The organism is Bifidobacterium sp. LH_512 (assembly GCF_056356435.1).
Genome location: NZ_JBKEUE010000002.1, coordinates 158,764 through 171,519, shown reverse-complemented (window position 1 = coordinate 171,519; position 12,756 = coordinate 158,764). Strand labels below are relative to the sequence as shown.

Here is a 12,756-nt window from a genome sequence, read left to right as displayed (position 1 = left end):
GAATAAAGGAAGCGGCGCCGCCGCAGTAGCCAAATACCATACGCATTCCATTCCTCTTGATATGGAAGACATTGAAAGAGATTGGGATAAGCCGATTACAGAAGCCGGCATCGCGGCGAAAGCCAGTGTGATTGTCCGTGTCGGCATGCTTGATTTGGGAGCAGGCACAGGCAGCTTCCGTGTGCGTGAAATGATGCACCGCCTTGCCTACCCGTTGGGCGTGCATGTGCGCGCCGACGTCAATTTGACCGACATCGAAGCATCCTGCACGGACGGCAAAAACCGCATCACCGAAGTCATCGACCTGCCCACAACCGGTGTCAATACTGAACGAATCTGGCTGCTGGAACATTTTGCCGATTGGTTCAATGTGAATCTCGGCAACAGCAGCATGTATCACCTGCATTCCGATATTTCCGAAGAACTCGTCGAGCATTTGGACGATCCCAATGCGCGGCATTCCATGATGCATGCCGTCAAATTAGGGCGTGAACAGCAGACGGAACAGCAATCAGACATTCAATCCGATCACACCAATACGCAATCATCGCAGAACAACGCCGCTGACGATTCCGGTAATATTGCGACGACTCCAGCCGATTGCGCATCGGCGAAACCGCAAAAATCAGCGAAGCAGCACAAGCCGCCGAAAGGCCGGTATGCTGCGCATTTTGATCATGTGAATGCCGGTAATGCGGCGTCTCGCCCGCACGGCATCACCGTGAGGCAGGCGCATGAGCGACTTGATCTGATTGAACGCCGCAAGCCGCTCTACTCCCCCGCCTTCGCCGGCTTCGCGTCGGCGCTGGCCTGCGCATCCTTCGTATTCCTGCTCGGCGGCGGCCCATACGACATGATCGGTGCGTTCGCCGGCGCCGGTCTTGGCCATTGGCTGCGCCGCCGCATGTTCGCGCATCATCTCAACCAATTCTTCGTGACATTCATCTGCGTTGCCGTCGCCGCGCTGGCCTGCACCGGCATGCTGCGACTGATCGGCATCTTCGATCCGGTCGCGCTGGAACACGACACGGCGTACATCGGCTCGATGCTGTTCGTAATCCCCGGTTTTCCGCTGATCACAGGCGGTTTGGATATGGCGAAAATCGATTTCCCCTCTGGCATACAACGCATCGCCTACGTGCTGTGCATCGTGCTGATTGGCACATTGGCGGGCTGGATGGTCGCCTCCGTCGTGCATCTGCATCCGACCGGCTTTGAATCGTTGGGCCTGGATCCTGTGCTGAACGCTTCGCTGCGTGCGCTGTTCTCGTTCTTAGGCGTGTGGGGCTTCTCCGTGATGTTCAATTCGCCGCAGCGCATGTGCCTGGTGGCGGCGCTAATCGGTGCGATTACAAATACGCTGCGATTGGAATTGGTGGATTTCGGCGTGCCGGCTGAGGTGGGCGCATTCGTGGGTGCGTTGTTGGCGGGCCTGCTGGCTGCGGTGTGGCGCAATTCAGTGCGACGTGGCCTGCTGCCGACCTATTTGGGCTATCCGCGTATTTGTTTGACTGTGCCGTCGATTGTGATCATGGTACCTGGTTTGTACATGTATCAGGCGATGTATCATTTGGGTGATTTTGATACGCAAGGCGCGCTGGATTGGGCGTTCCGCGCGTTCATGGTGATTATCTGCCTGCCGATTGGCTTGGCGATGGCCCGCGTGCTTACTGACAAATCCTGGCGTTACGACGTTTGATGACCACAGCCTGCTGCGATGCGGTCACATCTGCTGATATGAGGCATTGCCTTCAGCGGATGTGACCGTTTTTATTCCCTTTTTCGGTCACACTTGCTGAAGGGTGTCGTTGATTTCAGCAAATGTGACCTGCTGGACTGCTGTATGGACTGGGTCCAAGGTGCCGGTGGCCTCCAGATGGCCGGACTGCACCTCAGTACCTGCGGACCTCAGTATTTCATGCCCATGGCGTCGCGCACCTGGGCCAGCGTTTCTTCGGCGATGTCGTTGGCGCGCTTGTTGCCGTCATGCAGAATGTCGCGGATGGAATCCATATCCTTGGCGAGTTCGGCGCGACGCTCGCGATGCGGAGCTAGGAAGTTATTCACGGATTCGATGACATACGCCTTCAATGCACCTGCGCCGGAATCACCGATTTCTTCGGCGATTTCCTTCGGGTTGCGGCCGGTGACCAATCCTGCGGTGGTCAGCAATGCGGAAACCTGCGGGCGGGCGATCGGGTCGAAGGTGATGCGGCGCTCGGAATCGGTCGGACTCTTCTTGATGAGCTTTGCCGTTTCTTCGGCGGTGGCGCCCAGCATGATGGAATTGCCGTACGACTTGCTCATCTTGCGTCCGTCAAGACCGGGGATTTCCGGCGCTTCGGACAGGATTGCGGACGGCTCCGGGAAAACGGGATTCTTCTTGGCGTAACGTTCGTTGAAACGACGTGCGATAGTGCGCGTGATCTCCACATGCGGCAGGTTGTCTTTGCCGATTGGCACGACGTTGGCCTTGCAGAAGAGAATGTCGCAAGCCTGATGCACAGGATAGGTCAGAAGCAGGCCGGTCAGCGCATGGCCGGAGGCTTCCATTTCGGACTTCACGGTGGGGTTGCGGTGCAGTTCGGCCTCGGTGACGAGCGAGAGGAACGGCAGCATGAGCTGGTTTTCGGCCGGTATCGCGGAATGGGTGAAGATCATCGTCTTGGCGGGGTCGATGCCTGCGGCCATGTAGTCGAGTACGAGGTTGAGCACATTGTCTTCGATGTGTTCGGTGGTGTCGCGGTCGGTGATGACCTGATAGTCGGCGATGATGATATTCGTGTTGACGCCGCGATTCTGCATGGCGACGCGTTCACGGATGGAGCCGAAATAGTGGCCCAAATGCAGGCGGCCGGTCGGGCGGTCTCCGGTAAGCATGGTGAATTTGCCGGGGTTTTCTTCCAGCTTGGCCATGGTTGCGTCGGAGCGTTTCTTTGCGGCGAGGAAGCTTGCGCTCATTTCGTTGCCGGCTGCGGTGATCTGCTGTTCTTGGGTCTCGTCCGCCATCGTGTACGCCCCTTACGTATGAAAAACTATGTTGAAATCTTGTAAAAGAATTGGTTTTTATCGTAAAAGTCTGAGCCGACAACGAAAGAAAACAAAACTAGTGGTACTCTCTTATGTTGATGAATTTGATAGCACAGTAATTTCCCAGGGGGTCAGATGGGCCGCGGACGTCAAAAAGCCAAGCAGCAGAAGATTGCTCGAAAGCTCAAGTACCTGACCACTGATACGGATTACGACGAGCTCGCCAAGGAGCTGGGTGCGCAGGAGCCGGGAACCGGTTCGTTCGATCCTTTTGCAGACATCGAAGAGCAGTATGCCCACGATGATGATGTCAATGATGCGGTTGAAGAGCATTCGGCCGAAGCGGACGAATCAGCAGTGGATGATGATCTTGACGAGTATGCCAAGTGGGCTGCCGAAGCCGCCGCGAAGGCGACGAGCGGCGAGTTCCCTGCATCGAAACCGTCTGCGCTCAAGCCGCATAAGCCCATTCCGATGCCTATGCCGAGCGCGTTGAAGCCGAAGCAGTGACATGTGACTTATTTCGGCCGCCTGCAGAATGTACAGGATTCTGCAGGCGGTTTTTTTTTATTTGCAGTCTGGTGCATGCAACACCGGCAACGTTATATGAGGACCACCGATTCCGTCATATTAGTACTGATGTGACGTTTTGGGGTGTTCGGGATGCCTGAATGTCACAACAGTACTGATATGACATTTTGAGGATGGAGCGATTAGCGCAGGGGCAGCAGATCGCTGAGATTGTCGCGTTCGCCGACTGCACTGATGCGGCCTCTATCCTTTTCTTCGTCCCATGTCGTGATGCCGGCGGCGAGACGCAGCCACACGTCGGGATCCAATTCGATGACGTCGGGCGGCGTGAGATTATGCGGGTCGGATGCGGGGCCTTCCAAAATTTTGATGGCGCCCCATGGGGCGACACGTACTTCGACGCCCTCGCCGGGCGCTTTTCGCTCCAATAAAAATAGTGTATATCGCACTGCCATCGCCCAAATTTGACGTGGCAAAGTCGGTGATACTTCTAATCGAAATGCGATGTCGCTGCTGAAGGCGTCATCATTGCGATTATGTGGTTGTGATGAGATGTGTGGAGAGGAAACGCCTTGCGCGGCGAGCAAATTGGATGCCGCCTGCTGCCACTGTTTCCATGCGGCGCGTCCTTTTTCAATATCCTGTTCGCGAATGACTGGCATATCAACCATTGTGAAACAACGAAACGACTACAATGTTGTGCACGGCAACGTAGTGGTTGCTGTGCAAGAGGAGAACCAATGAATGCAAACGAGTGCAATCTTGTAAAATAACGAATTTTGTTTTCTTTTATAACGTGTTATCGTTGTATTGTGAGAACGTATTCATAAAAGTTGTCGTTTGTTTAGCTTCCGTTCATGCGAAGATGCTTGACGCACGGCATAATGGTTCTCGCAGAATGATTCGTTAAAGGGAGTCGGATATATGGCTGAAATTACCGCACCACAGTCACCTATCACCGTGAATGAGTTCGCCGATGAAATCCGTGAACAGCTCAAGTACACGCAGGGCGTAACCGTCGAACAAGCAACCGCTGCCGATGTGTATGTGGCTGCGGCGACGGCCGTCCGCCGTCATCTGATGGACTCTTGGATGACGACGCAGCACGACATGGTCAACGGCGATACCAAGGCCGTCGGCTATCTGAGCGCCGAATTCCTGATGGGCAAGCAGCTGCGCAATGCTCTGCTGAACGCTGGGCTGACCGACCAGTTTGACGGTGCCGTCAAGGAATTGGGCTTCGATGTACAGGACGTCATCGACGCCGAATACGAGCCGGGCCTGGGCAACGGTGGTCTGGGACGCCTGGCTGCCTGCTTCATCGATTCGTTGGCTTCTCTTGGCGTGCCGGCCTTCGGCTACGGCATCCAGTACAAGTACGGTATCTTCAAGCAGGAATTCGACGTCGACGGCAAGCAGATCGAGCGTCCGGACTACTGGCTGGCCAATGAAGAGCCGTGGGGCCACATCGATTACAACCGTTCCCAGCGTGTGAGCTTCGGTGGCGAAGTCGTTGAAGAAAACGGCAAGAAGGTCTGGAAGCCGGCCTGGTCCGTGCGCGCGGTGCCGGTCGATTACATGGTTCCGGGCTACGCCTCCGGTCGTGTGAACACACTGCGCCTGTGGAGCGCCAAGAGCTACGACGAATTCGATCTGCTGGCATTCAACCGCAGCGAATACCTCGATGCCGTCAAACCGCAGGTCGCCGCCGAGAACATCTCCAAGATCCTGTACCCGGAAGACTCCACCCGTGTCGGCAAGGAACTGCGTCTCGAACAGCAGTACTTCTTCGTCTCCGCCTCCATCCACGACGCCATCCGCGTGTTCTACCCGGGAGAAGACAAGCCGGATCTGACCACTTTCCCGAACAAGATCTGCTTCCAGCTCAACGACACCCATCCGGTTATCGGCATTCCCGAGCTGATGCGCGTTCTTATGGACGAATACGACTACGACTGGGATACCGCGTGGTCCATCACCACCAAGACCTTCAACTACACCTGCCATACGCTGCTCCCGGAAGCCTTGGAAGTGTGGCCGGCCGATTTGATCGGCGAACTGCTGCCGCGCCATATGGAGATCATCCGTAAGATCAGCGACCAGTTTGCCACCGAACTGAAGGCCAAGGGCATTGACGAAGACAAGATTCGCGACATGGCCATCTTCACCGGTGACTCCGTGCGCATGGCCTATCTTGCCACCTACGGCGGCTCCTATGTGAACGGTGTTGCCGAACTGCATTCCCAGCTGCTCAAGGATGTCACGCTGAAGAACTTCTCCGATGTCTACCCGGATAAGTTCGCCAATGTGACCAACGGCGTTACTCCTCGTCGTTTCATCAAGCTCGCCAACCCGCGTCTGTCCGACCTGATTACCGAAGGCTTGGGCACCGACCGCTGGCTGAGCGATTTGGACATGCTCAAGGGTCTGGTGCCGCTGGCCGAAGACGATGAGTTCGTGCGTCGATTCGCCGAAGTCAAGCAGGCCAATAAGGTCGATTTCGCCAACTACGCCAAGCGCGAGTACGGCGTTGAACTCGATCCAAGCACGATGTTCAACACCATGGTCAAGCGTCTGCACGAGTACAAGCGTCAGTCCCTGAAAATCTTGGCCGTCATCGCCCGCTACGCCGATATCAAGAACGGCGCCGTTGATGCGGACGAAGTGCTGCCTCGTACGGTGATTTTCGGCGCCAAGGCCGCTCCGGGCTACTATCTGGCCAAGATGACCATCCAGCTGATCAACAATGTGGCTCGCGTGGTCAACAATGATCCGGATGTCAAGGGCAAGCTCAGCGTGTTCTTCCCGAGCAACTACAACATCCGTCTGGCCCAGCACCTTATCCCGGCCACAGATCTGGACGAGCAGATCTCCCAGGCCGGCAAGGAAGCCTCTGGCACCGGCAACATGAAGTTCGCCCTCAACGGCGCGATGACCGTCGGCACCCTTGACGGCGCCAATGTGGAAATCCGCCAGCTGGTGGGTCCGGAGAACTTCTTCCTGTTCGGCATGACCGTCGACGAAGTGGACAAGCTGTACGCCGACGGCTATGGCCCGGCCGCCTACTATGAGGCTGATCCGCGTCTGAAGAACGCCATCGACATGGTGGCTGGTGGCACCTTCTCCAACGGTGACCGCAACGCCTATGCCCCGCTGGTTGCTGATTGGCTGACCAAGGATTGGTTCATGACCTTGGCTGACTTCCACGCCTACACGGAGATTCAGTCCGATATCGAGGCCCTGTACCGTGATCCGCTCGAGTGGAACCGTAAGGCCCTGCTCAACGTGGCGAACTCGGGCTACTTCAGCTCTGATCGCTCTATCGAAGATTACCTGGAGCGCATCTGGCACACCGGCCCGATGGCTGCCTGAGTTTAACCGTTTAGCGGTCTAAACGGCGAAGGGGGAACCCGCTAGGGGTTCCCCCTTTTTTTTTTTCGTGTTTCACCGCCACAATCAGCAGATATGACCGTGTATGGACGGCGTTCCTGTTACGTATAGCTGGATAAATCAGGCAGCTTCAGCAGCGGGCTCGGCTTCTTCGTCGGGTTCCTCATCTTTGGCTAGACCCAGGTCGACCGGAGAAGAGCTGTTCTCCCACGGCTCTTCCCACGGGTCGTAATCCGGATTCTGCTGCTTGTAGATGTACAGTCCGACGACTGCGGCGAGCAATGCACCGAAGAGCAGCGCGAAGAACTTCCAACCGTTAGAAGACTTGTTCTCCATTACGGCTCCTTTCCCTTGGCGTTGGCCTGCACGTTCAGACCAATCTGCCTTCCATCATAAGGCGTTGTTTGTGACGATTGGGTGATTTGCGGCGTGGCAAGTCGGCACTGCTACAGAGAAAGTCGGCTTAACCACGATTGAACATTACGGATACCAGCTTCTGCACAGCGTAGTCGAATTAATTCAGCCACAAGTGGCGAACTATTCGTTCGCCAGTGATATTTTCCATGCTTCTTGCCTCAAAGCCGGCATATCGCCCGTTACAGTAAGAACATGGCATATCAACGATTCAGCCTTTTCCCGGGCTCCCCTTCGCTTAATGACATGTTTTCCAAACGTGCGCTCACATATCACTGGCGCAATAACGATCCGGTGATCACCACCGGGATTATGGCATTGTGCATATTCGTATGGCTTGTTGAAGTTCTGCTGTCGATTATCCGGCCGACGGGAGCACGCCTGATGGTCGCATACGGTGCGTTTACGCCGCTGATGTCGCTGCAGCATCCATGGACGTTTATCTCATCGATGTTCATGCATGATCCGAGCGGCATTGTGCACATTCTGTTCAACATGTTGACGTTGTGGAGCGTGGCGCCGATGCTTGAACGATTGATGGGCCATCTTCCTTTCCTTGCGTTGTACATGCTCTCCGGTCTTGGTGGCGATGCGGGCATGATGGTGTGGGCTGTGATCAGCCCGGATAGCGCGGGTTGGCTGACCAGTTCGTACGGCGCTTCCGGTGCGCTGTTCGGTTTGTTCGCCGCGATTCTTGTAGTGTTCCGTCGGGTCGGTTATGACATTCGTCCGATGCTGATTTGGATGGTCATCAACTTTTTAATGCCGTTTGTGATTGGTGGTATCGCTTGGCAGGCACATTTGGGCGGATTTGTGTGCGGCGGTGTGTTTACATGGTTGCTGGTTTCGGGCCTGCACGCGCTGCGCGGCAAGAGTCTGACATATCGCACGGTTACGTATGGGCTGGTGATACTCGTGTTGATTATTGCAATGTCGCTGTTGTGCAATATCTCAAATCCGTTGATGTTTGTTTTGATGTGATACGAGCGGGATATCTTCGATACGAAGCAAATATGTGTGCATAATCGACTTATGCACACATGTGGAAAAGCATGTGGATAAAGTGGGAATAACTTGCGCATAAGTCGGGGAAAACTCGATAAGTTATCCACAGACATATACACAAATCCACAGTTTCCGCCCTTTTCAAGGGGTGAAAAATGTGGAAAATGAGTTATCCACATAGTGGAAAACCCTTGAAATTGGCCCCGCAAATAGGTTTCAGCCAAGAAGCATCCCCTATATGTAGGGCCATAAATTTTTATCCACACATTATTAACAGTGAATTGTGCATAAGTGAAGTAAGTGGAGTGCTGATATCCCACACTGGGTACAATGCCGCGTATGGAGATTACGGCACAAACCAAAGCCTTCGTCGCCGCGCATCGCAACGACGACGTCCGGGTTCTGGCGTTAAGCGCAAAACCAATGGGCGGATTGGACATTCCCCTTGCTTTGGACCAGATTGCAGGCCGTCGCATAGCCTCAGTCAAACTCCCCCAATGGGCCGCCTGTGACGATATCGTCTATCCTGCGCACATCTCCATGGAACAATGCTCATCCGAATTCACAGCGCGATATAAAGCCGGAATCGCCCGCCGTCTATGCAATCTGCCTCATCAAAGCAATACCGTCGCGGATAACGTAATCACCAACAACGCCGGCACTACTATGGTCGACCTTACCGGCGGTTTCGGCGTCGACTTTTCCTACATGGGTGCCGAATTTGCTCACGCCGTTTACGTGGAACGCCAACCGCGTTTATGTGAGCTCGCCGAACATAATATGCGCGCGCTTGGCCTCAATCAGGTTCGAATCATCAATGCCGACGCCATCGAATATTTGCAATCCATGCAACCGGTCGATTTAATTGTTATCGATCCTGCGCGCCGCGACGCGCATGGCGGTCGCACGTATGCCATCGAAGACTGCACGCCCAATGTGTTGGCCTTATGTGACGCATTGCTTGAAAAAGCGCCGCATATCATCATCAAGTTGTCGCCGATGTTGGACTGGCGCAAAACCGTCGCCGATTTCCATGGTCATGTCAGCGAAATACATATTGTTTCAACAAGTAACGAATGTAAGGAATTACTGCTGGTCTTGCAGCGCGGTACGGCAACGGACCCGCAAATCACGTGCATTAATGACGATCAAAAGCTGCAATATCGGGCCAGCGAATCGACGTGCGGCATGAGCGTCGGCAGCGCGCCGCTGCCTGAAATACGGTATATATACGAGCCGAATGCCTCGATTATGAAAGCCGGCTGCTTCGATTTAGTGGAGCAACGCTATGGCGTGACCCAAATCGGGCCGAGCAGTCATTTGATGGTCTCAGAGCAGAAGAGCCCGAATTTCCCCGGTCGAGGATTCGTTGTTGACACGATCTCCAGCATGGGGAAAAAAGATCTGAGAACTTTGCTGCAAGGCATGACGCATGCCAATATCGCCGTACGCAATATGCCGATAAGTGCTGCTGATTTGCGCAAAAAATTAAAGCTGAAAGATGGCGGAGACGTCTATGTTTTTGCGACGACCATGCAGGGCAGGCGCCGTGTGTTGATAAAAACGCACAAAATCGCGTGAGACGGAACGACCGAAACGTAACGGACTGGCCGGTGGCCCTTGGGGGGAACGTTATCCTGCAGGCAGCACAAAAAGCGCGAACACGCACAAAGCCCAAGTGAGCTGCGCGCGTTCGCGCATAAGCGATCATGCTGATAGGAGGCGTGAAACTAACGCCATCCCATGGTCATAAGGAATCCGACCATGATCAGTGCGAAAGCGATGGCCAGATTTCCGGCGCCGATATTCGGAATCGGATAGTTGCCGGACAGGTAGTACACCACAGCCCAAATCAGGCCGATGATCATCAGCGTGCAGAACAGCGGCACAAACCAGCGCGGATTAGATTTGGTGCCCTTGATGGATTCCTCGACGCGGCGGGTGTTTTCAGCCTGACGCTGCATCATGCGACGCATCTGCGGGGACATGTCGTTCTTATCGATGGTTGCGTTCAGCACGGCCTCAACCTTATCCATCGGAATGCCCAGCTCACCCTCGTCCGCAGCCTCATCCTTGCTGGCTGCGGCAGCTTCGGCGGCGTTCTTATCAGCGGCCTCAGCCTGTGCGCGGGTCATCTCAACAGTGTCACCGGAAGCCTCGGCCTGCACATCCTTCTGCTCTTCCGAGGTGGTTTCGTGTAGCTCTTCGTTAGCCATCAGCATAGTCTCCATTCAATAGGCTAAAAGTCATAATAGTGGTTAGACTCGAAAGCGGCGACCGTGATGCGCATAATCGCGAAAAATCGCTCAATATTTGAGGCAAATCACTGGTTTTTGTAAAAAGTCGCGTTGGAATGCGCCCGTATACGGCACCAAACGCCGATTGGAGGAGCGATGGGCAGACATACCGCGGGAAAACATGCCCGGCATACGCGGATCGGCAGCGCGGCTGTGCTTGTTGTTCTTGCATTGACGGGCATGCTGTTGGCGACGAATCTGCGCGTGAACCGTTCGGTGACGGTGTCGTCTGATACTGCCGAACTGGTCGAGCATCAGGTGAAGTATGCGAATGATCTGCAGCATGAAATCAATGATTTGAGCTCGCAGATCAACACATTAAGTGAAACGCTTGGCGACGGCAGCAGTTCAAGCACGGGTGAGGACGCCGGTTCGGGCACTTTGCTGAAAGCCGTTGAAGGCCCGGGCGTGACGGTTACGCTTGACGATTCACCGTTGTGGCAGAATGCGGTTGACGGCTCGGGTTCCAGCACTGATATTGACGCGTATGTGATTCACCAACAGGATGTTGAAGCGGTGGTGAATGCTTTGTGGGCTGGCGGCGCGGAGTCGATGATGATTATGGATCAGCGAGTGCTGTCGAATTCGGCGGTGCGTTGCGTGGGCAATGTGTTGCTGTTACAGGGTAAGAAATATTCGCCGCCGTTCAAGATTTCCGCAATTGGCCCGACGGATGCGATGCTGCAGGCGTTGGACGATTCCACCGCGATCAAGATCTACAAGCAGTATGTGTCGGCGTTCGGCTTGGGCTGGAGCGTTGAAACGAAGGAGAAACTGCGCTTCGACGCAACCGATGCCGTGTTGCAGCCGCTGGAATATGCGTCGGTGCAAAGCACGGATGATGAGGACTCGGGCGCGGAAGAATAGGAAGGGCAGATGAAGAAAGGGAAACATGTCGGCCGTCATCTTCGTGCAAGCAGTGGGGATAACGTAGACAGCACAAACGGCACACGTGGAAACACGTTGCGCGCAACAAGCTCGCGCGGCGTCATATGGACACTGCTTGGCATCATCGCCGAATTACTGCTGACCATGGCCGCAATCTGTGCGCTGTATATCGTTTGGCAAATGTGGTGGACGGGCGTACAGGCCGAGCATGTGCAGAATCAGACGCGACAGTCGGTATCGTGGGAGGATCCTGGCGAAGATGGCAGCGAAACGGCCATCGCCCAGCCGCAGGAAGGCGATCCGCCTGTTCAGCCCCAATCCGCAGCCGAAGGCGACCTGATCGCCCAAGTGTATATTCCTCGTTTCGGCGAACAGTGGAGCCGCAATCTGGTGGAAGGCACGTCGCTGGCCGAATTGAACAAGCATGGTCTTGGCCATTACAGCACATCGCAAATGCCAGGCGAAATCGGTAATTTCGCGTTTGCCGGGCATCGCAATGGCTACGGCCAGCCGCTTGGCGACGTCGACAAACTGCAGGCCGGTGACGCGATTATCATTCGCACACAGGATTACTGGTATGTCTACACGTATACCAGTTACGAAATCGTGCTGCCGGAAGATGTCGACGTGATTTCGGCGAATCCGGAGACCCCTGGTGCGGCGCCGACCAAACGCATGATTACGATGACGACATGCGAGCCGAAGTATTCGACGCCGACGCATCGTTGGATCAGCTATGGCGAATTGAAATATTGGGCGAAAGTCTCCGACGGCGTGCCTGAAGAATTGGCGTCAGTCGATGAATCGGGAGCCGTGCATTTTGTGAATACCGGCGAAACCTCGCCTGCCGCGCGGATCGATTCCCTGCAGCCGCTGATTCTCGGCGCGTTGGCCGTATACGTGGTGCTGTTCGCCGCCGCGGCGCTGGCATGGCGTTGGCCGGTACGCCGCGCAATTCGTGAGGGCCGTCGCCGTAAGCCTGATTTCAGCTTGTATGGCGCGCTGTTGCGATTGCAACCGGGCGTGCTGCCGATCCGACTGCTGTTGCTGTTGATTTTGGTATTCATAGCCGCCGCCGCGCTGTTTGAATGGGGATTCCCGTGGGCGGCATCCAATATCCCGATGCTGCGGCAAATGTCGAATTACACGGTCGTGTAATTGATTTGCTTCGATTGATTATTGCAATCAATCAGTGTCTGAA

11 protein-coding genes are annotated in these 12,756 nt (G+C 55.1%); 7 read left to right on the top strand and 4 right to left on the bottom strand.

Translation table 11 applies throughout. From position 1 onward, the window contains the following. Window positions 1-61 precede the first annotated feature (61 nt). The gene (locus AC1AWD_RS06545) at window positions 62-1,699 is read left to right on the top strand and encodes a threonine/serine exporter family protein (protein WP_476564998.1); all 1,638 of its coding nucleotides are present in this window, start codon (window positions 62-64) and stop codon (window positions 1,697-1,699) included. A 209-nt stretch (window positions 1,700-1,908) separates the two neighbouring features. Here AC1AWD_RS06545 and trpS read toward each other — a convergent pair whose 3' ends face one another. Beyond that, a complete protein-coding gene (gene trpS, locus AC1AWD_RS06540; protein WP_476564859.1) occupies window positions 1,909-3,009 on the bottom strand; it encodes a tryptophan--tRNA ligase in 1,101 nt (366 codons plus the stop codon). A gap of 156 nt (window positions 3,010-3,165) precedes the next feature. On the opposite strand from trpS, the gene AC1AWD_RS06535 reads away from it, so the two are divergent. Then, window positions 3,166-3,540 (top strand): DUF3073 domain-containing protein, encoded by a 375-nt coding sequence (locus tag AC1AWD_RS06535; protein WP_476564857.1) that lies wholly within the window; start codon window positions 3,166-3,168, stop codon window positions 3,538-3,540. 203 nt (window positions 3,541-3,743) lie between these two features. Here AC1AWD_RS06535 and AC1AWD_RS06530 read toward each other — a convergent pair whose 3' ends face one another. After that, window positions 3,744-4,223, bottom strand: a complete 480-nt coding sequence (locus tag AC1AWD_RS06530) for a sterol carrier family protein (RefSeq protein ID WP_476564855.1) — start codon at window positions 4,221-4,223, stop codon at window positions 3,744-3,746. A gap of 262 nt (window positions 4,224-4,485) precedes the next feature. On the opposite strand from AC1AWD_RS06530, the gene AC1AWD_RS06525 reads away from it, so the two are divergent. Further along, window positions 4,486-6,933: a glycogen/starch/alpha-glucan phosphorylase gene (locus AC1AWD_RS06525; RefSeq protein WP_476564853.1), complete on the top strand. Its 2,448-nt coding sequence runs from the start codon at window positions 4,486-4,488 to the stop codon at window positions 6,931-6,933. 138 nt (window positions 6,934-7,071) lie between these two features. Here the strand turns inward: AC1AWD_RS06525 and AC1AWD_RS06520 are convergent, their stop codons facing one another. After that, window positions 7,072-7,287 carry a hypothetical protein gene (locus tag AC1AWD_RS06520; protein WP_476564851.1) on the bottom strand — a complete coding sequence of 72 codons (216 nt, stop codon included), beginning with the start codon at window positions 7,285-7,287 and terminating at the stop codon, window positions 7,072-7,074. Window positions 7,288-7,560: 273 nt separating this feature from the next. Here AC1AWD_RS06520 and AC1AWD_RS06515 point away from each other — a divergent pair, with 273 nt between their 5' ends. Together AC1AWD_RS06515 and AC1AWD_RS06510 are read left to right on the top strand one after the other, a co-directional pair. Next, window positions 7,561-8,346, top strand: a complete 786-nt coding sequence (locus tag AC1AWD_RS06515; protein ID WP_476564849.1) for a rhomboid family intramembrane serine protease — start codon at window positions 7,561-7,563, stop codon at window positions 8,344-8,346. Window positions 8,347-8,709: 363 nt separating this feature from the next. After that, a complete protein-coding gene (locus tag AC1AWD_RS06510) occupies window positions 8,710-9,951 on the top strand; it encodes a THUMP-like domain-containing protein (RefSeq protein WP_476564847.1) in 1,242 nt (413 codons plus the stop codon). A gap of 149 nt (window positions 9,952-10,100) precedes the next feature. On the opposite strand, the gene crgA is transcribed toward AC1AWD_RS06510, so the two are convergent. Beyond that, window positions 10,101-10,592 (bottom strand): cell division protein CrgA, encoded by a 492-nt coding sequence (gene crgA / locus AC1AWD_RS06505; protein WP_476564846.1) that lies wholly within the window; start codon window positions 10,590-10,592, stop codon window positions 10,101-10,103. Window positions 10,593-10,763: 171 nt separating this feature from the next. Here crgA and AC1AWD_RS06500 point away from each other — a divergent pair, with 171 nt between their 5' ends. Together AC1AWD_RS06500 and AC1AWD_RS06495 are read left to right on the top strand one after the other, a co-directional pair. Then, the gene (locus AC1AWD_RS06500; protein WP_476564845.1) at window positions 10,764-11,534 is read left to right on the top strand and encodes a DUF881 domain-containing protein; all 771 of its coding nucleotides are present in this window, start codon (window positions 10,764-10,766) and stop codon (window positions 11,532-11,534) included. Between the two features lie 9 nt (window positions 11,535-11,543). Further along, entirely contained in the window at window positions 11,544-12,713 is a 1,170-nt protein-coding gene (locus tag AC1AWD_RS06495) for a class E sortase (protein ID WP_476564843.1), read from the top strand. Window positions 12,714-12,756: the final 43 nt, after the last annotated feature.

Excerpts from the sequence above, each read along its gene's own strand:
- trpS (WP_476564859.1), bottom strand. The coding sequence starts at position 3,009 with ATGGCGGACGAGACCCAAGAACAGCAGATCACCGCAGCCGGCAACGAA.
- AC1AWD_RS06510 (WP_476564847.1), top strand. The coding sequence starts at position 8,710 with ATGGAGATTACGGCACAAACCAAAGCCTTCGTCGCCGCGCATCGCAAC.
- AC1AWD_RS06525 (WP_476564853.1), top strand. The coding sequence starts at position 4,486 with ATGGCTGAAATTACCGCACCACAGTCACCTATCACCGTGAATGAGTTC.
- crgA (WP_476564846.1), bottom strand. The coding sequence starts at position 10,592 with ATGCTGATGGCTAACGAAGAGCTACACGAAACCACCTCGGAAGAGCAG.
- AC1AWD_RS06535 (WP_476564857.1), top strand. The coding sequence starts at position 3,166 with ATGGGCCGCGGACGTCAAAAAGCCAAGCAGCAGAAGATTGCTCGAAAG.
- AC1AWD_RS06500 (WP_476564845.1), top strand. The coding sequence starts at position 10,764 with ATGGGCAGACATACCGCGGGAAAACATGCCCGGCATACGCGGATCGGC.
- AC1AWD_RS06515 (WP_476564849.1), top strand. The coding sequence starts at position 7,561 with ATGGCATATCAACGATTCAGCCTTTTCCCGGGCTCCCCTTCGCTTAAT.
- AC1AWD_RS06520 (WP_476564851.1), bottom strand. The coding sequence starts at position 7,287 with ATGGAGAACAAGTCTTCTAACGGTTGGAAGTTCTTCGCGCTGCTCTTC.
- AC1AWD_RS06495 (WP_476564843.1), top strand. The coding sequence starts at position 11,544 with ATGAAGAAAGGGAAACATGTCGGCCGTCATCTTCGTGCAAGCAGTGGG.
- AC1AWD_RS06530 (WP_476564855.1), bottom strand. The coding sequence starts at position 4,223 with ATGCCAGTCATTCGCGAACAGGATATTGAAAAAGGACGCGCCGCATGG.
- AC1AWD_RS06545 (WP_476564998.1), top strand. The coding sequence starts at position 62 with ATGGAAGACATTGAAAGAGATTGGGATAAGCCGATTACAGAAGCCGGC.